Source organism: Pseudomonas sp. GW823-FHT02E01 (assembly GCF_058797535.1).
In genome coordinates this window covers 759259-778269 of the sequence record NZ_JBXAJS010000002.1, presented here as the reverse complement: position 1 = coordinate 778269, position 19011 = coordinate 759259, and the positions used below count along the sequence as shown (strand labels likewise).

The window sequence follows — 19011 nt, the reverse complement described above, 5'->3', positions numbered from 1 at the left end:
TGCTGATAATCTGTTGACTAGCAGTCTGACCCCACAAGCACCCACACGAATTGCTTGATTCAGTTGTTAAAGAGCGGTTGGTTAAGATCTTTCGTCTCAACCGAGGCGCGCATTCTACAGCAGCCTCATTTGCTGTCAAGTGATTATTTTCAGAAGCTTTCAAAGTTTCCTTTGTAACTTCAACCACTTGCGCTTCAGATCTCTCATCAGCGGGAGGCGAATTCTACAGCGTTACACGCTGCTGTCAACACCTCTTTTTCAACTCCCTTTCGGCTTCGATGAACTGAAGCAACCCGCTATCGAAAACTGCGTAACTCTTTGTTTATCAAGGAGTTTTCCGTTTCGACTGCGCCGGAAGTGGGGCGAATTATAGGCCTCTAGAATTCGCCGTCAACCCCTTATTTCAGCTTTATTCGGATTTGAGCGTAATACGCGCAAATGCCTTCTTCCCGGCCTGGCAAACATGGGTCGCGCCCAGTGCGTATATAAAGGTGCGATCGACAACCTCACCATCTATACGTACACCACCGGAACCCAGGAGATCTCGCGCCACCGCCGAGTTCTTAACCAACCCCGCTTTATTAAGGACAGCAGCGATCGGCATGTCTTCGGCAGCAGTCAATTCGATTTCCGGCAGATCATCCGGCAACTCGCCATCCTTCATACGGTTACCGGCGGCACGATGAGCATTGGCCGCAGCCTCCTCACCATGGAAGCGCGCAACGATCTCCTCAGCCAACTTGATCTTGATATCGCGCGGATTGGCACCCGCCTCGACATCAGCGCGGAACGCATTGATCTCATCCATGGAGCGGAAGCTGAGCAACTCGAAGTAACGCCACATCAGCGCATCCGGAATGGAAACCAGCTTGCCGTACATCACACCCGGCGCCTCCTGGATGCCAACGTAGTTACCCAAGGACTTGGACATCTTCTTCACACCATCCAGACCTTCAAGCAGCGGCATGGTCAATATGCACTGGGCTTCCTGACCATAACCACGCTGCAGCTCACGCCCCATCAGCAAGTTGAACTTCTGATCGGTGCCGCCGAGCTCCACGTCTGCGCGCAGAGCCACAGAGTCATAACCCTGAACCAGCGGATAAAGGAACTCATGAATGGCGATTGGCTGATTGGTTGTGTAGCGCTTGTCGAAGTCATCGCGCTCGAGCATACGAGCCACGGTGTATTGCGAAGTCAGGCGAATGAAGTCGGCCGGCCCCATCTGATCCATCCAGGTGGAGTTGAATGCCACTTCGGTTTTTGCCGGATCCAGAATCTTGAAGACCTGAGTCTTGTAGGTCTCGGCATTCTCGAGGACTTGCTCGCGAGTGAGCGGTGGGCGCGTGGCACTCTTGCCGCTCGGGTCGCCGATCATTCCGGTGAAGTCACCAATCAGGAAGATCACCTGATGCCCCAGCTCCTGGAACTGGCGCAGCTTATTAATAAGCACGGTGTGACCCAAGTGCAGATCCGGAGCCGTTGGATCGAAGCCCGCCTTAATACGTAGCGGCTGGCCACGCTTGAGCTTTTCAATCAGCTCGGACTCGACCAACAGTTCTTCCGCACCACGTTTGATCAGCGCTAGCTGCTCTTCAACCGACTTCATAACAGACCCGCAAGGCTCAGATTCAAAGGGAACCAACCATACAAGATCGCGCGTCAAATACAAGGTTTGCCCGGCGCACGGACGCCAATCCGCAGACAGAGTGCCTACGGACTTGCTTCAGAGATGATTTGGTTATATTTTATACAGTTATTTCATCTTCATCATGTCATTCATCTTTTCCAATTCATCTTTTTTCAAAGTCAAAACCACTTATGACCACAGAATCGTCTAAAGCGCCGCCGCTTTACCCGAAGACCCACTTGCTTGCTGCAAGTGGCATCGCCGCCCTTCTCAGTCTGGCGCTCCTGGTATTCCCTTCCAGCGATGTCGAAGCCAAAAAGACAACCCTGAGTCTTGAACTGGAAAGCCCTGCTGAACAACTGACACAAGAACAAGACGCTGCTGACGCCGTTCAAGCCACAAATGAACCAGCAACCTCCCCCTTCGCGCAGATCGACAACAGTGCCGAAGACACCCAGGAAACCGCTCAAGCCGAACCTGCACCGGTGCCGGTCGTCGAAGAAAAGAAGCCGGCAAGCCACAGGGAAGTGATCGTCACCAAGGGTGACACCCTCTCTACGCTGTTCGAGAAAGTCGGCCTCCCGGCCACCTCAGTGCACGACGTGCTGTCCAGCGACAAGCAGGCCAAGCAGTTCAGCCAGCTCAAGCACGGGCAAAAACTCGAATTCGAACTGAGTCCTGACGGTCAGTTGACCAACCTGCACAGCAAGCTCAACGACCTCGAAAGCATCAGCCTGACCAAGAACGACAAGGGCTATACCTTCAACCGCATTACCGCAAAACCAACCGTGCGCTCGGCTTACGTTCATGGCGTGATCAACAGCTCGCTGTCGCAGTCCGCAGCCCGGGCCGGCTTGTCTCACAGCCTCACCATGGACATGGCCAGTGTGTTTGGCTACGACGTGGACTTCGCCCAGGATATTCGTCAGGGCGACGAGTTCGACGTGATCTACGAGCAAAAAGTGGTCAACGGCAAGGCCGTCGGCACTGGCCCGATCCTGTCGGCGCGCTTCACCAACCGCGGCAAGACCTACACCGCCGTGCGCTACACCAACAAACAAGGCAACAGCAGTTACTACACTGCTGACGGCAACAGCATGCGCAAGGCGTTCATCCGCACACCGGTGGACTTCGCCCGCATCAGCTCGAAATTTTCCATGGGCCGCAAACACCCGATCCTGAACAAGATCCGCGCCCACAAAGGCGTCGACTACGCTGCACCGCGTGGCACGCCGATCAAGGCTGCCGGTGATGGCAAGGTGTTGCTGGCCGGCCGCCGTGGTGGCTACGGCAATACCGTGATCCTCCAGCACGGCAACACCTACACCACGCTCTACGGCCACATGCAAGGCTTCGCCAAAGGCGTGAAGACTGGCGGCACGGTGAAACAGGGCCAGGTGATTGGCTATATCGGCACTACCGGCTTATCCACCGGTCCGCACTTGCATTACGAGTTCCAGGTGAATGGCGTGCACGTCGACCCGCTGGGCCAGAAAGTCGCGATGGCCGATCCGATCTCCAAAGCCGAGCGCGCACGCTTCCTGGCACAGAGCCAACCGCTGATGGCGCGCATGGACCAGGAAAAAGCCACTCAGCTGGCTTCGGCCAAGCGTTAAGTCATGGCGCTTTATATAGGTGTGATGTCCGGGACCAGCCTTGATGGCCTGGACATCGCGCTGATCGAGCAGACCCCGGCGATCAGGCTGATCGCCACGCACTACATCCCCATGCCCGATTCCCTGCGTACAGAGCTGCTTGGCTTGTGCGCCAGCGGTCCGGACGAGATTGCCCGCTCCGCCATCGCCCAGCAAAACTGGGTAAAGCTCGCGGCACAGGGCATCAATACCCTCCTCGCTCAACAGCACCTCATCCCTGACGATATCCGCGCGATTGGCAGCCATGGCCAGACCATTCGCCATGAACCAGCGCGCGGTTTCACGGTGCAAATCGGCAACCCGGCGCTGCTGACCGAGCTGACGGGTATCACCGTGGTCAGCGACTTCCGCAGCCGCGACGTAGCCGCCGGCGGTCAAGGCGCTCCGCTGGTTCCAGCCTTTCATGAAGCCTTGTTCGAAGAGCGGGCCGGCAACCGTGCCGTACTGAACATCGGCGGTTTCAGCAACCTCAGCCTGATCGAGCCCGGCAAACCGGTGGCCGGTTTCGACTGCGGCCCAGGGAATGTGCTGCTGGATGCCTGGATTCATCAGCAGCGCGGCGACACCTATGACCGTGACGGCCAATGGGCCGCCAGCGGCAAGGTTGAACCCGATCTGTTGAAGGCACTGCTCAGCGACCCCTTCTTCGTCACCCAAGGCCCGAAGAGCACCGGCCGGGAAGTCTTCAACCTGCCATGGTTGATGCAGCACCTGGCGCAGCTGCCGACCTTCGCTGCCGAAGACGTACAGGCAACGCTGCTTGAGCTGACCGCACTGACCATCATCGAATCGCTGCAAGGCGCCCAGAAAGAGACTCAAGAAGTGCTGGTCTGCGGCGGTGGCGCGCATAACGCCGCACTGATGAATCGCCTGGCCAGTCTGCTGCCGAAGGCGAAAGTCAGCAGCACATCAGCATATGGCGTCGATCCTGACTGGGTCGAAGCCATGGCGTTTGCCTGGCTCGCTCACTGCTGCCTCGAAGGCATCGCCGCCAATCGCCCAAGCGTTACCGGCGCCCGTGGATTACGGGTCCTCGGCGCCATCTACCCCGCATAAATACCAGACAGCAAAACGCCGCAAGGCCCTGAGGCCGTGCGGCGTTCTGTGAAACAGGTGCGCCGATCAGATCGAGAACGAAGAACCGCAGCCACAAGTGGTGGTCGCATTCGGGTTCTTGATGACGAAACGCGACCCTTCCAGACCTTCCTGGTAGTCCACCTCGGCACCTGCCAGGTACTGGAAGCTCATCGGATCGACAACCAGACTCACACCTTCGCGCTCGACGATGGTGTCGTCATCGGCCACTTCTTCATCGAAGGTGAAGCCGTACTGAAAACCTGAACAACCGCCGCCCGTAACGAATACGCGCAGCTTCAAGCGATCATTCCCCTCTTCATCGACCAGGCTCTTCACCTTGTGCGCGGCACCGTGGGTGAATTGCAAAGCCGTGGGGGTGAAGGATTCGACGCTCATGCTGACTATCTCCCGGCGTTACGCCGTCATATTGCGTGATGACGCGCATTATCCGCTTCTCCTAGAAAAGCGGTCAACTATTGTTATGGTATATCAACCAATCCAGTCGCCGGCCCGGAATGCAAAAAGGCCCGTCAGACGGGCCTTTTGCTGTACGCGATAACGCTTACGGCAGCATGCCGGCGTGGGACAGGCCCAGACGCTCATCCAGCCCGAACAGAATGTTCATGTTCTGCACGGCCTGACCCGAAGCACCTTTGACCAGGTTGTCGATCACCGACAGCACCACCACCAGATCACCGTCCTGAGGGCGATGCACGGCAATGCGGCAGACGTTGGCACCCCGTACGCTACGCGTCTCCGGATGGCTGCCGGCCGGCATCACATCGACGAACGGTTCGTTGGCGTAGCGCTTTTCAAACAGCGCCTGCAGGTCCACCGAGCGATCAACAACGGTTGCGTAGAGTGTGGAGTGTATGCCACGAATCATCGGCGTCAGGTGCGGAACGAAGGTCAGGCCGACGTCCTTGCCTGCTGCGCGACGCAGCCCCTGGCGAATCTCTGGCAGGTGACGGTGACCTTTGACCGCATAAGCCTTCATGCTTTCCGACGTCTCGGAGTACAACGAACCTACGGAAGCGCCACGACCGGCACCGCTGACGCCGGACTTGCAGTCAGCAATCAGATGCGCGGCATCGGCCAGGCCGGCTTCGAGCAATGGCAGGAAACCCAATTGCGTTGCAGTTGGATAGCAGCCCGGCACGGCAATCAGGCGCGCTTTCTTGATCTGTTCGCGATTGACTTCCGGCAAGCCGTAGACCGCCTCGTCCAGCAACTCCGGTGCACCGTGCGGCTGCCCGTACCACTTGGCCCATTCATCCGCATCTTGCAGACGGAAGTCCGCCGACAGGTCGATGACCTTGGTCCCGGCCGCCAGCAACTCACCCGCCAAGGCATGGGCAACACCGTGCGGTGTGGCGAAGAACACCACATCGCAGGCACCCAAGGTCTTGATGTCCGGAACGCTGAACGCCAGGCCGTCGTAATGGCCTCGCAGGTTCGGATACATGTCGGCCACGGCCAGGCCAGCCTCGGATCGGGAAGTGATGACAACCACCTCAGCTTGCGGATGTTGCGCCAACAGACGCAGCAGTTCGACACCGGTGTAACCCGTGCCGCCGACGATACCGACCTTGACCATAAACCTGCCCTCAACGAACCCACTGGAAAGCCGTCGATAATAGGGGCCGCGCGCCCCTGCGACAACCGTCAAGGTGACGTGCGGACGCTCAACCCCCTACTATTCCCACTACCGTGAATTGGGGAATAACCAAAAATGCTCTATCTGTGGCTCAAAGCGTTTCATATCGTCAGCGTCGTATGCTGGTTTGCCGGCCTGTTTTACTTGCCACGACTGTTCGTTTATCACGCACAAAGTGAAGACACGATCAGCAAGGAACGCTTCAGTGTCATGGAGCGCAAGCTGTACCGGGGCATCATGGGCCCGGCGATGATCGCCACGCTGATCTTCGGCGGCTGGCTCATCTACCTCAATCCAGGCATCTTCAGCCAGGGTGGCTGGATACACGCCAAACTGACCCTGGTCGTGTTGCTGATCGGCTACCACCACATGTGCGGCGCCCAGGTAAAACGTTTTGCCCGTGGCGAGAACACCCGCAGCCATGTCTTTTATCGCTGGTTCAATGAAGTGCCGGTTCTGATATTGCTGGCTATCGTAATTCTGGTCGTCGTTCGGCCGTTCTAAATCCACCAGGCACAACTTACCCGGGGTACTTCCAATGTCGCTGCCCGCTCTGCTCGAAGAACGTTTGCGTCTGCCCGTAGTGGCGGCGCCGATGTTCCTGATTTCCAATCCGCAATTGGTACTCGCCTGTTGTCGCCAGGGCGTGGTCGGCAGCTTCCCGGCGCTGAACCAGCGCGAAAGCAGCGGTTTCAAGGCTTGGCTGGAAGAAATCGAAGCCGGGCTGGCGACAATGGAGAATCCCGCGCCTTATGCCGTGAACCTGATCGTCCACAACAGCAATCCTCGTTTACAGGCGGATCTGCAGATCTGCGTCGAGTACAAAGTGCCGATCGTGATCACCAGCCTGGGCGCCGTGAAAGAACTGGTCGACGCGGTGCACAGCTACGGCGGCCTGGTGTTCCATGATGTGACCACTCGTCGTCATGCCGAGAAAGCGGCCGAAGCAGGCGTGGATGGCTTGATCGCCGTGGCTGCCGGCGCCGGTGGACACGCGGGGACCTGGAGCCCGTTCTCACTGATTGCCGAAATCCGCCAGTTTTTCGACAAGACACTGTTACTGGCCGGCTGTTTGAACCACGGCCACGAAATTCTTGCCGCTCAATTGCTCGGCGCGGATCTGGCCTACTTTGGTACACGATTTATCGGCACGACCGAAAGTCACGCGCCCGACGCCTACAAAGAAATGCTGCTGACATCCAAAGCGGCAGACATCATCCATACTCCAGCCGTGTCGGGTGTCCCCGCGAGCTTCATGCGCAAGAGCCTGGAGGCCGCCGGTTTCGACATGGCCGCCTTGCAAGGCAAGGGCGAGATCAACTTCGGTTCCAAGCTCAAACCCGTGAGCGATGAGGCCAAAGCCTGGAAGACCGTTTGGTCTGCAGGCCAGGGCGTGGGAGAAATCGAAGACTTGCCGAGTGTCGAGCAGTTGATTGCGCGTCTCGACGCGGAGTACCGCCAGGCCCTGGAGCATGCCGCCCAGTTGCCAAAACGCTGGCCGCGCTGACAGCAAACCTTGGCTAGTCTTGCCCGGCTGGACTTACACTCGCCCGGGCACAACATTGTTCTTTCAACCTCTCGCGACAAGGATGCTTCGCACATGGGCGAAAATCATTTCAAAATCGTATTCGAGGGCGCCTTGCTGCCCGGTGTCGACATCACCACGGCAAAGCTCAATCTCGCCGATTTGTTCAAAAGCGATATCACGGCCATTGAGCGCCTGTTCACCGGGCGTCCGGTAGCGCTCAAACGCAACCTGTCGCACGCCGATGCCCAGACCTATCTCCAGGCGCTGAGCAAAACCGGTATCGACGCCCGCATCGAAGCGGAAACGCCGATCGAGCTGAACCTCGCCGACGTTCATGACCATGCTCCGGCCGGCAGCCAGGCGCCTTTTGCAGATCCGCAGTCCCCTTACGCGCCGCCGCGCGCGCCCGTCGGCGAAGCCGTAGCGGAATTCGCCACGCTCAAACCCTTCAGTTTCGATGGCCGTATCGGCCGCTTGCGCTACCTCGCCTGGACGCTGGTGCTGTCAACTGTGCTCCTGGCCGTTTGCGGGGTGTTTGCCTTGGTCGCCCTGGCTATCATTGGCGCGGATTCGACCGCCGGCCTGATATTGGGCAGCTTGCTGGCCTTTATCCTGTTCATCGGATTTGTATTCGTCAGCATCCAGATCACCGTTCAACGTTTGCACGATGTCGGCTGGTCCGGCTGGCTGTGGCTGCTGAACCTGGTGCCGTTCGTTGGCAGTTTCTTTCCGTTCGTGATCATGGTTGTGCCGGGCAACGACACCGCCAACCGCTACGGCCCGCCCCCTCCGCCGAACAGTACCGCAGTCAAGGTACTGTCTTCGCTGTGGCTGATCGTTATCGCGCTGGTTCTGTTCGGCTCGCTGGCCGGTGGCCTCACGGCGATACGGGAAGAATACAAAAGCGCCGCCCAGAGCAGCTACGACAGCAGTTCGGTCACCACCGATGAAATCGAAGTCGAGGTCGAACCGATGCCAAATTCCTCCGACGATGCAGCCGAAGGGGCCCAGCCCCCTGTAGACTCTGCGAAAGAATGAACAGCGCTCCTGGCCCCTGACACCTGCGTCGCGGCGCGGAGCTGTTGCGATGGAGAACTGCATGACCCGTTACGCTCTGATCACTGGCGCCTCCAGCGGCATCGGCCTGGCAATGGCCGAAGCGCTGGCCCGGCGCGGCCGCAGCCTGATTCTGGTGGCCCGACAACGTGATCAGCTGGAAAGTATTGCGATTGAACTGACCCAACGGTTCGGCGTGGAAGTGCTGTTCCGTGCTTGCGACCTGGGCGAACCGCTGCGCCTGTCCGGATTCCTGCTGGAGCTGGAAGAAGGCGACCGGCAAATCGATCTGCTGGTCAACTGCGCCGGTATCGGCACATGCGGCCCGTTTCTGGCCCAGGACTGGATGACCGAGCAAGACCTGATCGAAGTGAACATCCTCGCCCTCACCCGCCTGTGCCATGCCATCGGCAACAGCATGGCCCTGCAAGGCGGCGGGCAGATTCTGAATGTGGCCTCTGTGGCGGCGTTTCAGCCGGGGCCGTGGATGAGCACCTATTACGCCAGCAAGGCGTATGTGCTGCACTTTTCCGAAGGATTGCGCGTCGAGCTGAAAAAATGTGCGATCAAGGTTTCGGTGCTCTGCCCCGGGCCGACCCGCACGGCGTTTTTCCGTACCGCGCAACTCGACAGCGAAAAGCTGACCAACAGCAAACTGCTGATGAGCCCCGAGGAAGTGGCGCTCTACACCGTGCGCGCACTGGAAAAGAATAAGGCGATCATCATTCCCGGGCGGCGCAACCGCTGGTTCGCCTTCCTGCCGCGGCTTGGCTCGCGGTGGCTGACTCGCACAATCGCCGGCATGGTCAACAAGGCCTACTGCCCGCGCTGATCCAACCCAAGGTAAAAGGCTGGGCGCAGGCATACGCCATGAGTACACTCAGGCCAGCCCAAACAACGGAGAAAACAGCTGTGGATACTCTGTTCACCAAGATCATCAACCGGGAAATCCCGGCGAAGATCATTTACGAGGACGACCAGGTTCTGGCCTTCCACGACATTGCCCCACAGGCACCGGTACATTTCCTGGTGGTCCCGAAGAAACCCGTTCGCACCCTGAACGACCTGACCGAGGACGACAAGACATTGGCGGGGCACATCCTGTTCACCGCCCAGCGCCTGGCAAAGGAACTGGGTTGCGAAGACGGCTTCCGCGTCGTCATGAACTGCAATGAACTGGGTGGGCAAACTGTCTATCACATACATATGCACGTACTGGGTCAGCGCCAGATGCACTGGCCGCCGGGCTGATTACTGCTTCCCCCTGTGGGAGCGGCGGTGCGGCGACCCGACTTGATCGCGAAGACGGAGTATCAGCCAGCATGGATGCTGAATGTCAGACCCTCTTCGCGAGCAAGCCCGCTCCCACAAAAGGCATCACGACACTGTCACAGTCTCTGCATCACAATGACCCAGCGCAAACCTTCCCCGGCCGATTGGGTTAAACTGGCCGCCGAAATTCCCCCGGAGGTCAGCATGACAACCCAACGTCACTACTCGCCAATTGACCGCCTTCTGCTGCAAGCCGATGCCGCGATGCGCACACTGCTGCCCTTCAGCGGCCAGCCGTACCGTCCGTCGCCCGCCATCGTGCAGCCGGATGCGAAAATGAGCGACGAAGACACGCGCCACGTTGCCGGCCTGATGCGCATCAACCACACCGGCGAAGTCTGCGCCCAGGCGCTGTACCAGGGACAGGCGCTGACCGCCAAGCTGCCGCAAGTGCGCGCTGCGATGGAGCATGCCGCCGAAGAAGAAATCGATCACCTGGTCTGGTGCGAACAACGCATCCATCAACTGGGTAGCCACACCAGTATCCTCAACCCGCTGTTTTATGGCATGTCGTTCGGGATTGGCGCAGTGGCCGGCCTGATCAGCGACAAAGTCAGCCTGGGGTTCGTTGCGGCAACGGAAGACCAGGTGTGCAAACACCTGAACGAACATCTGGAGCAATTGCCGGCCGAGGATGAAAAATCCCGGGCGATTCTTGAGCAGATGCGCATCGATGAAGAACAGCATGCCGAAAGTGCGCTGGATGCTGGCGGGTTCCGCTTTCCGGCACCGGTGAAGTTCGGGATGAGCCTGATGGCCAAGGTGATGACCAAGAGTACTTATCGGATCTGATTTCAGATTTTTGTAGGAGCGAGCTTGCTCGCGATAAACCTAAGGGCAACGCGTTTACCCAGAAAACACGCGTTATCGTTAACGTCCATCGCGAGCAAGCTTGCTCCTACAAGGACAAGACATAAAAAAGGCGACTGCCGTGAGGGAGTCGCCTTTTTTGTGTCCGAAAATCTTACGCCATATTGCGCGCGTAGAAGATTTCGAGCATTTCGTGTTTCACCCGCTCGGTCACCTGGGCGCGCTGCTCAGAGGACAGGTTGCTGGTGGCGTCGCCGAACAGGTAGTTATCCAGTTCGAAGTTCTTCAGCAGCATCTTGGTGTGGAACAGATTTTCCTGATACACGTTTACGTCGGTCATCTGGTACGCGTCGTAAGTGTCATCGGAGAGGTAGTTCTGGATCGAATTGATCTCGTGGTCGATGAAGTGTTTTTTGCCTTCAACGTCACGGGTGAAGCCGCGCACACGGTAATCCACGGTCACGATGTCCGAATCGAACTGGTGAATCAGGAAGTTGAGCGCTTTAAGCGGTGAAATGACCCCGCAAGTCGACACGTCGATGTCCACACGGAAGGTTGCAATGCCGTCGTCCGGATGGATTTCCGGGTAGGTGTGCACCGTGATGTGGCTCTTGTCGAGGTGGGCCAGGATGATTTCGGGCAACGGGCCCGGGGACTCTTCGATCTGGCTATCGGTCGGGGTCACCGGTTCTTCAGAAATCAGAATCGTGACGCTGGCGCCCTGTGGCTCATAGTCCTGACTGGCAATGTTCAGGATGTTGGCACCAATGATATCGACAACTTCCGTGAGGATCTGCGTCAGGCGTTTCGCGTTGTACTCTTTATTGATGTACTCGACGTAAGCCTGCTGGTCTTGCGGAGTTTCCGCGTAGCAGATGTCATAGATGTTGAAGCTCAAGGTCTTTGTCAGGTTATTGAACCCGTGGAGCTTGAGTTTGCTTTTCACCGTTAAAAACTCTCTATGTGTTTGCGGCCCGGCCGCGTGATCAAGCATGCCCGTCAGATGCGAACAACGCACCTGCGTAGGACGGTTAACACCTCTTCGCGATGGCGATTTTGGTTGTCTGTTCGGGTGCGAGGCCTGTCGGCTGACGGGCCACTACCCTGAAAAAAGTGGCGCATTATGCAGACGTCAGCTTGGGATCGCCAGAGTCTGCACTGCTTTTATGATAGTTGAATGTCGATTCAACCGAGCTCGATGATTTCGTAGTCGTGAGTAATCTCGACACCGGCCGCGCCGAGCATGATCGAGGCCGAGCAATACTTCTCGGCAGACAGCTCGATGGCACGTTTGACCTGGGCTTCTTTCAGTCCGCGGCCCTTGACCACGAAATGCATGTGGATCTTGGTGAACACCTTTGGATCTTCGGTCGCGCGCTCGGCTTCGAGGAAGGCCTCACAGCTTTCGACCGCCTGGCGGGACTTCTTGAGGATGCTGACCACATCGAAATTGCTGCAACCGCCGACACCCAGCAGCAACATTTCCATCGGCCGGACACCCAGGTTACGTCCGCCGGCATCGGGCGGACCGTCCATGACCACGACATGACCGCTACCGGATTCGCCGAGGAACATGGCTTCGCCAGCCCATTGGATGCGTGCCTTCATCGCCAAGACTCCACTGTATAAAAAAGGGTCGCCAGCTTAGCACAGGCCCCGTGATTGACAGCGCCCGGCGTCCTAGGACATATCCCACCGCCTTGTAGGTAAATGCTCGAATATTGCAGGAAGTGTCTGTTAAGCTGACGCCAATTCAATGGCGCATGGCCAGCTTTACTCCAGCGTTCACTATTCATAAAAACCAAACACACCGTGCAGTCTTTTCGGGATACAACCATGGTTGCTATTGCCCCCAACCCCAAGATCAAGAACCTCGACAAGCTGTTGATGCATTGCCAGCGCCGCCGTTATCAGGCCAAGAGCAACATCATTTGTGCCGGCGACCGCTCGGAAACGCTGTTCTTCATCATCAAAGGCTCAGTCACCATCCTGATCGAAGATGACGACGGCCGGGAAATGATCATTTCCTACCTGAACCCCGGGGACTTTTTCGGCGAGTTGGGTCTGTTTGAGCAGGCCGGCCTGGAGCAGGAGCGCAGCGCCTGGGTGCGGGCCAAGGTTGAATGCGAAGTCGCAGAAATCAGCTACGCGAAGTTCCGCGAGTTGTCCCTGCAGGATCCGGATATTCTTTACGTCCTCAGCGGACAAATCGCACAGCGCCTGCGCAACACTACGCGCAAGGTCGGTGACCTGGCATTCTTTGATGTAACCGGTCGAGTCGCCCGCTGTCTGCTGGAGCTGTGCAAACAGCCAGACGCCATGACGCACCCCGATGGCATGCAAATCAAGGTGACCCGTCAGGAAATCGGGCGGATTGTCGGTTGTTCGCGGGAGATGGTCGGTCGCGTGCTCAAGGATCTGGAAGAACGCAACCTGGTGGACGTCAAAGGCAAGACCATGGTGGTCTTCGGTACGCGATAAGCTCGAAAACCTAGCCGCTGAACATCTGCGCCAGCATCAACCGGTAGAGTTCGTCCAGACGTGCCAGTGCATGGGGTGCCGCGAACTTCTCATGCAGCGCGATGTGGCTTTCGGCGCGTACCCGTTGCTCCAGACCGCAGGCCTCGTTGAAACGATTGACCGCGGCGACCATTGACGCTCGCTCGTTATCGATCAGCATCGCTCCGTGCACCAGTCCTACCGGACGCTGCCCCCCCTGACTCTGGCGCCAGCGCTGGGCGGTTCCGACCATTTTGCGTCCATCGAGGTTGACGTTGAAGCGACCGTCACAGAAAGCGCCTTCGATTTCACCCAGGGACGAAGTACCACCCAACTCATCCAGCAACTGACAAATCGGATCGCACAAACGGTGGTAACCGGTTTCGATGCGATTCAGATCCCCTTCGCTGCGCGGCGGCGCGTAAACCAGTGCGATATTGATCGTTGAGGCCGATTGCGGCACCGGCTCGCCACCGGTTTCACGCAACAACACCGGCCAACCTGCCGCCGCCGACACTTCACATGCAGCCTCGAAACCGGGCAGGCGGTTCAAACGGCGCGGCATGACCAGCGCCCGATCGCTCGGCTGCCAGAACAGCACGCCGAACTCCGCGTCGCCAGCGCATACCGATGCCAGCAAGTCCTGTTCGGCTTGCAGGCCGGCTTCGATGGTCAGGGAAATAGGTGAGGTCATAAGGTATTCCGTAGGACATAAAGTCTGTGGTGCTTCTTATGCCGCTATCGCGAGCAAGCTCGCTCCCACATTTGATCCCGGCAGCTCATAGATTTTGTGGCCACCATCAAACCCTGTGGGAGCGAGCTTGCTCGCGATGCTTTTTAGTCTAGGGTTGAGCCGCTGACGGGAATACCGCGCTCAGGGAAGAACAGACGCTGCAACTCGGTACCCGGGCTTTCGGCACGCATGAAGGCTTCACCGACCAGGAACGCGTAGACGTCGCTGATTTCCATCAGCTCGACATCGGCGCGGTTGAGGATGCCGCTCTCGGTGATCACCAGCCGATCACGCGGGATACGCGGCAACAGGTCGAGAGTGGTTTCCAGGCTGACATCGAAGGTGTGCAGGTTACGGTTGTTCACGCCAACCAGCGGAGTATCGAGGGTTTTCAAGGCCCGCTCCAGTTCGTCGCCGTCGTGGACTTCCACCAGCACATCGAGGTTGACGCTTTTGGCCACGGCTGCCAGCTCGGCCATTTTCACGTCATCCAGCGCGGAAACGATCAAAAGCACGCAATCGGCCCCCAGGGCCCGGGCTTCGACGATCTGGTACGGATCGATCATGAAGTCCTTGCGGATCACCGGCAGGTTGCATGCCGCACGGGCCTGCTGCAGGTAGGCATCAGCGCCCTGGAAATAATCGATATCGGTGAGCACCGACAGGCAGGTCGCACCGCCCTTCTCGTAGCTTCTGGCGATGTCGGCGGGAACGAAGTTCTCGCGGATCACGCCTTTGCTCGGCGAGGCTTTCTTGATTTCTGCAATGACTGCCGGTTGCTTCAACTTGGCCTGGGCCAGCAACGCCTTGGCAAAACCGCGGGGTGCATCGGCCGCCTTGGCCAGGTTTTCCAGCTCGGCGAGGCTGACGCGAGCGCTACGCTCGGCGACTTCCTCAACCTTGCGCGCCAGAATCTTTTCCAGAACCGTCGGTACACTCATCCCTCATTCTCCACTTTGAATACCGCGGTAAATGCACCCAGTTCCTCAAGCTTTTCTCGAGCGAGGCCGGTGTGCAGCGCATCGTGCGCCAAGGCAACGCCTTCTTTCAGGCTGCTGGCAAGGTCGGCCGCGTACAGTGCGGCACCGGCATTGAGCACAATCATTTCGGCGGCTTTCTGGCCGTTCTCGGTTTTGCGCTTGCCCAGGGCATCGCGAATCAGTTCCAGGGAAGCCGCCGGGCTTTCCACGGCCAGGCCATGCAGGCTCTGGCTCTTCATGCCCAGATCTTCCGGTTCGACCCAATACTCGGTGACCTGGCCGTCCTTCAGTTCAGCGACAAAGGTCGGCGCGGCCAGGCTGAATTCGTCCAGGCCATCCTTCGAATGCACCACCAGCACATGCTTGCTGCCCAGGCGCTGCAACACTTCCGCCAGCGGCCGGCACAAGGCCTGGGTAAATACGCCGACCACCTGATGCTTCACACCGGCCGGATTCGTAAGCGGGCCGAGCATGTTGAACAAAGTACGCAGACCCAGATCCCGACGCGGGCCGGCGGCGTATTTCATCGCGCTGTGGTGAGTCTGGGCAAACATGAAACCAATACCAACATTGTCAATGCAGCGCGCCACCTGCACCGGCGTCAGGTTCAGATAGATACCGGCCGCCTCCAGCAGGTCGGCACTGCCGCTCTTGCCCGAGACTGCACGGTTGCCGTGTTTGGCGACCGTACAACCGGCCGCCGAAACCACGAAAGCGGAAGCGGTCGACACGTTGAAGATATTGGCGCCGTCACCGCCGGTGCCCACCACATCGACCACACCGTCGAGGGTCTTGAGTTCGACCTTGTCCGCCAGTTCGCGCATCACCGACACGGCACCGACGATTTCGTCGATGCTTTCGCTCTTCATGCGCATGGCCATCATGAACGCGCCAATCTGCGCATCCGAGCATTGCCCGGTCATGATCTCGCGCATGACATCGCGCATTTCATCGGTGCTGAGGTCGAGGTGATCGACGATACGGCTCAGGGCTGTCTTGATGTTCATGAAAAGTCCTTAGCGCGTGCCGCCGGTTTGTTTGAGGAAGTTGGCGAACAGTTCGTGGCCCTGTTCGGTGAGGATCGACTCAGGGTGGAACTGCACGCCTTCGATGTTCAGAGTCTTGTGACGCAGGCCCATGATCTCGTCGACCGAGCCGTCTTCGAGCTGGGTCCACGCGGTCAGCTCCAGGCAATCGGGCAAGGTTTCGCGCTTGACGATCAATGAATGATAGCGGGTCACCGTCAGCGGACGATTCAGGCCTTCGAATACACCCTTGTCCTCGTGAAATACCGGGCTAGTCTTACCATGCATCACTTGGCGGGCGCGCACCACATCACCGCCAAAAGCCTGGCCGATGGATTGGTGGCCGAGGCAGACGCCAAGAATCGGTAGCTTGCCGGCGAAATGCTTGATCGCTTCAATCGAGATGCCGGCTTCGGTCGGGGTGCAAGGACCGGGGGACACAACGATGCGTTCAGGGTTGAGGGCTTCGATTTCAGCGATGGTCAGTTCATCGTTGCGCACGACTTTAACCTGGGAGCCGAGCTCGCCCAGGTACTGCACAACGTTGTAGGTAAAGGAGTCGTAGTTATCGATCATCAGCAACATGGCGTTAAGAACCTCTTGAATTCACTGACTTTAAAGATGGCCTTCGAATGATTTACCCGCAGAACGCTGCACTTTGTCAGGTGCCGGTGTAGCGCCAGCAAAGCGGCATTTCAAACAGGTAAAGAAGGCAAAGCGGTACAGGTCCGGCGAAGCCGGCAAAAGAATTCAGGCGCGCCAACGCCAGCGGGCGTGTGCCTTGATGACTTGATCCAGGAGTTTACTGATGATCAACACGGGGAAGGTCTCGTTCGTACGTCCCGGCACAGTAACTTAGCTGGGCAGAGCGCGCAATATCACCGGGGGTGCTGCCCGCGAAACTATCAAAGGCTTCGCGACAGATGGCAAAAGGCCGGAAGTTTTTGGTACTGTCGTTTCGTTCACTAAAACAATAAATAAACGGACTTGCTCATGATCAAACAGACGTTGTTTGTACCGCTCGCAGGATGCTTGCTCGCGATCGCATGCGCCCAGGCGAACGCCGCACCTAATCCTTATACAAATTTCGTTGTCTTCGGGGACAGCCTCAACGATGCAGGGACCTTTGCCGACACGGGCGGGCCTGCCGGGGCGACGCAGCGCTTCACCAACCGGACCGGGCCGGTGTACCTGGATGGCAGCGGCGAAGTCCGCTCGCTCAACTCCACACAGATTCTGGGCGGAAAACTGGGGTTCTCGGCGGACCAGACCGCTTCATCATCTTCGGCGGTACGCGCCAACAACGGCCAGCCCGATGGTAACAACTGGGCTGTAGGCGGCTACCGTACCGACCAGATTCTTGATTCGATTACCAGCACCTCCGCCACCGGCGAACGCACCCGGGCCGGCTATCTTCCATCCAATAACTTCCGTGCCGACCCGAACGCACTGTATTACCTGTCAGGTGGCGGTAACGACTTCTTGCAAGGACGCGTCACCAGCCTGCCACAGGCCAGTGCCGCCGCCGACCGCCTGGCCGATAGCGTGCAGACGCTGCAAACCGCCGGCGCCAGATACGTCATGGTCTGGTTGCTACCCGATATCGGCTTTACCCCCGCATTCAACGGCACCCCGCTGCAAGCGTTCACGTCCCAGCTCAGCGCCCAGTTCAACACTGAACTGGTAAGCCGACTGCAAAACATCAATGCCGAAGTCATCCCGCTGAACATTCCGGTATTGCTCAAAGAGACGTTCGCCAACCCGGCACAGTTTGGCCTGGCCACCGACCAGAACCTCATCACCACCTGCTTCAGCGGCAACGGTTGCACCGAGAACGCCCGCTACGGCATCAACAGCGCCACGCCGGACCCGACCAAGCTGATCTACAACGACTCGGTACACCCCACCGAAGCCGGGCAGCGCCTGATCGCCGATTACGCGTACTCCCTGCTGGCGGCGCCGTGGGAGCTGACCCTGTTGCCGGAAATGGCCCAGGGCACCGTGCGCGCGCATCAGGATGAATTGCGCAACCAGTGGCTGGCCGATTGGGAAAACTGGCAGGGTGTCGGCCAATGGCGAGCCATTGTTTCCGGCGGCGGACAGCATCAGGACTTTGACGGTCAGGACAGCATGGCAAGCGCCGACGGCAACGGCGCCAACCTGAACATCGGCGGCAGCTATCGTCTCGACGATGCCTGGCGTGTTGGTCTGGTCGCCGGTTTCTATAACCAGGAACTCGAAGCCGGCAACAACGACTCCGACTACAAGCTCAACACTTACCTGGGCACGGCATTCGCCCAGTACCAGCAAAACCGTGTGTGGGCTGACGCGGCGTTGACGGCCGGGCATCTGGATTACGACAGCCTCAAGCGTAAATTCCAGCTGGGCGTCAACGAACGCGGCGAAAAAGGCGATACCAGCGGCTACGTCGAAGCCTTCAGCGCACGCGTGGGTTACGACATTGCGCAACAAGCCAGCAGCCCCTGGCACCTGTCGCCGTTTGTCAGCGCCGACTTCTCCAAGGTACAAGTCGATGGTTACTCGGAGGACGGCAACAATTCCACGGCGCTGACCTTTGCCGATCAGGAGCGTATTTCCCGGCGCCTGGGCGCTGGCCTGCAGGGCAAATACCAGATCACCCCGCAAACCCAGGTGTTCGGCGAAGCGGCAATCGAGCGTGAGTACAACGACGACACCCAGGACGTGGACATCAACCTCAACAGCCTGCCGAACAACCAGTTCATGCTGGAAGGCTACACCCCGCAAAGTCACTTGCAGCGTGTGAACCTGGGGGTGAGCCACAACCTCACCAAGGACCTGGCACTGCGCGCCAGCTATAACATTCGCAAGGACGACGACTTCACCCAACAAGGCATCAACGTAGGTGTTGCGCTGGACTTCTGATGTGCAGGCAATAAAAAACGCGGCGCCCTCACAGGCGCCGCGTTTTTTTGAGTGAATACATTTTGTGGCGAGGGGGCTTGCCCCCGTTGGGTCGCAAAGCGACCCCTTGCATTCTTTCAGCCTTA

19 protein-coding genes are annotated in these 19011 nt (G+C 58.4%); 10 read left to right on the top strand and 9 right to left on the bottom strand.

Annotated elements, in window-relative coordinates:
- Nucleotides 1–409 precede the first annotated feature (409 nt).
- Nucleotides 410–1609, bottom strand: a complete 1200-nt coding sequence (gene tyrS / locus AC1RDQ_RS07340; RefSeq protein WP_008051666.1) for a tyrosine--tRNA ligase — start codon at nucleotides 1607–1609, stop codon at nucleotides 410–412.
- Between the two features lie 212 nt (nucleotides 1610–1821).
- Here tyrS and AC1RDQ_RS07335 point away from each other — a divergent pair, with 212 nt between their 5' ends.
- Nucleotides 1822–3246, top strand: a complete 1425-nt coding sequence (locus AC1RDQ_RS07335) for a peptidoglycan DD-metalloendopeptidase family protein (protein WP_492586844.1) — start codon at nucleotides 1822–1824, stop codon at nucleotides 3244–3246.
- Between the two features lie 3 nt (nucleotides 3247–3249).
- The gene (locus AC1RDQ_RS07330; protein ID WP_057713093.1) at nucleotides 3250–4341 is read left to right on the top strand and encodes an anhydro-N-acetylmuramic acid kinase; all 1092 of its coding nucleotides are present in this window, start codon (nucleotides 3250–3252) and stop codon (nucleotides 4339–4341) included.
- Between the two features lie 66 nt (nucleotides 4342–4407).
- Here AC1RDQ_RS07330 and erpA read toward each other — a convergent pair whose 3' ends face one another.
- Together erpA and argC are read right to left on the bottom strand one after the other, a co-directional pair.
- On the bottom strand, nucleotides 4408–4758 hold the full coding sequence (erpA, locus tag AC1RDQ_RS07325; protein WP_007906865.1) for an iron-sulfur cluster insertion protein ErpA: 351 nt from the start codon (nucleotides 4756–4758) through the stop codon (nucleotides 4408–4410).
- A 166-nt stretch (nucleotides 4759–4924) separates the two neighbouring features.
- Nucleotides 4925–5959: an N-acetyl-gamma-glutamyl-phosphate reductase gene (gene argC / locus AC1RDQ_RS07320; protein ID WP_007980174.1), complete on the bottom strand. Its 1035-nt coding sequence runs from the start codon at nucleotides 5957–5959 to the stop codon at nucleotides 4925–4927.
- A 135-nt stretch (nucleotides 5960–6094) separates the two neighbouring features.
- Between argC and hemJ the strand changes: the two genes are divergently transcribed.
- The 6 genes from hemJ (at nucleotide 6095) to coq7 (ending at nucleotide 10727) form a co-directional block, all read left to right on the top strand.
- Nucleotides 6095–6523: a protoporphyrinogen oxidase HemJ gene (hemJ, locus tag AC1RDQ_RS07315; RefSeq protein WP_046039521.1), complete on the top strand. Its 429-nt coding sequence runs from the start codon at nucleotides 6095–6097 to the stop codon at nucleotides 6521–6523.
- Between the two features lie 34 nt (nucleotides 6524–6557).
- A complete protein-coding gene (locus AC1RDQ_RS07310; protein WP_218494789.1) occupies nucleotides 6558–7526 on the top strand; it encodes an NAD(P)H-dependent flavin oxidoreductase in 969 nt (322 codons plus the stop codon).
- A 93-nt stretch (nucleotides 7527–7619) separates the two neighbouring features.
- Nucleotides 7620–8585 carry a DUF805 domain-containing protein gene (locus tag AC1RDQ_RS07305; protein WP_492586843.1) on the top strand — a complete coding sequence of 322 codons (966 nt, stop codon included), beginning with the start codon at nucleotides 7620–7622 and terminating at the stop codon, nucleotides 8583–8585.
- A gap of 61 nt (nucleotides 8586–8646) precedes the next feature.
- Nucleotides 8647–9435 carry an SDR family NAD(P)-dependent oxidoreductase gene (locus AC1RDQ_RS07300; protein WP_032829767.1) on the top strand — a complete coding sequence of 263 codons (789 nt, stop codon included), beginning with the start codon at nucleotides 8647–8649 and terminating at the stop codon, nucleotides 9433–9435.
- A gap of 80 nt (nucleotides 9436–9515) precedes the next feature.
- The gene (locus AC1RDQ_RS07295) at nucleotides 9516–9854 is read left to right on the top strand and encodes a histidine triad nucleotide-binding protein (RefSeq protein ID WP_057713090.1); all 339 of its coding nucleotides are present in this window, start codon (nucleotides 9516–9518) and stop codon (nucleotides 9852–9854) included.
- A gap of 225 nt (nucleotides 9855–10079) precedes the next feature.
- Nucleotides 10080–10727: a 2-polyprenyl-3-methyl-6-methoxy-1,4-benzoquinone monooxygenase gene (gene coq7, locus AC1RDQ_RS07290; RefSeq protein ID WP_008051652.1), complete on the top strand. Its 648-nt coding sequence runs from the start codon at nucleotides 10080–10082 to the stop codon at nucleotides 10725–10727.
- Between the two features lie 172 nt (nucleotides 10728–10899).
- Here the strand turns inward: coq7 and speD are convergent, their stop codons facing one another.
- Both speD and AC1RDQ_RS07280 read right to left on the bottom strand, forming a co-directional pair.
- Nucleotides 10900–11691 (bottom strand): adenosylmethionine decarboxylase, encoded by a 792-nt coding sequence (gene speD / locus AC1RDQ_RS07285; protein WP_057713089.1) that lies wholly within the window; start codon nucleotides 11689–11691, stop codon nucleotides 10900–10902.
- Between the two features lie 239 nt (nucleotides 11692–11930).
- Entirely contained in the window at nucleotides 11931–12353 is a 423-nt protein-coding gene (locus AC1RDQ_RS07280; protein WP_008061600.1) for an OsmC family protein, read from the bottom strand.
- A gap of 228 nt (nucleotides 12354–12581) precedes the next feature.
- Here AC1RDQ_RS07280 and crp point away from each other — a divergent pair, with 228 nt between their 5' ends.
- Nucleotides 12582–13226, top strand: coding sequence for a cAMP-activated global transcriptional regulator CRP (gene crp, locus AC1RDQ_RS07275; RefSeq protein ID WP_057713088.1), 645 nt, complete (start codon nucleotides 12582–12584; stop codon nucleotides 13224–13226).
- A gap of 10 nt (nucleotides 13227–13236) precedes the next feature.
- Here the strand turns inward: crp and AC1RDQ_RS07270 are convergent, their stop codons facing one another.
- The 4 genes from AC1RDQ_RS07270 to AC1RDQ_RS07255 all read right to left on the bottom strand — a co-directional run bounded on the left by AC1RDQ_RS07270 (nucleotide 13237) and on the right by AC1RDQ_RS07255 (nucleotide 16567).
- Entirely contained in the window at nucleotides 13237–13938 is a 702-nt protein-coding gene (locus tag AC1RDQ_RS07270; protein ID WP_492586842.1) for a lipoate--protein ligase family protein, read from the bottom strand.
- A gap of 143 nt (nucleotides 13939–14081) precedes the next feature.
- A complete protein-coding gene (gene trpC, locus AC1RDQ_RS07265; RefSeq protein WP_492586840.1) occupies nucleotides 14082–14918 on the bottom strand; it encodes an indole-3-glycerol phosphate synthase TrpC in 837 nt (278 codons plus the stop codon).
- Nucleotides 14915–15964, bottom strand: a complete 1050-nt coding sequence (gene trpD, locus AC1RDQ_RS07260) for an anthranilate phosphoribosyltransferase (protein ID WP_057713085.1) — start codon at nucleotides 15962–15964, stop codon at nucleotides 14915–14917. The genes trpC and trpD overlap by 4 nt, the downstream gene beginning before the upstream one ends.
- A 9-nt stretch (nucleotides 15965–15973) precedes the next feature.
- A complete protein-coding gene (locus AC1RDQ_RS07255) occupies nucleotides 15974–16567 on the bottom strand; it encodes an aminodeoxychorismate/anthranilate synthase component II (RefSeq protein WP_007906885.1) in 594 nt (197 codons plus the stop codon).
- Nucleotides 16568–16975: 408 nt separating this feature from the next.
- On the opposite strand from AC1RDQ_RS07255, the gene estP reads away from it, so the two are divergent.
- Complete coding sequence (estP, locus tag AC1RDQ_RS07250) at nucleotides 16976–18886, top strand: esterase EstP (RefSeq protein WP_492586838.1); 1911 nt, start codon at nucleotides 16976–16978, stop codon at nucleotides 18884–18886.
- Nucleotides 18887–19011 lie beyond the last annotated feature (125 nt).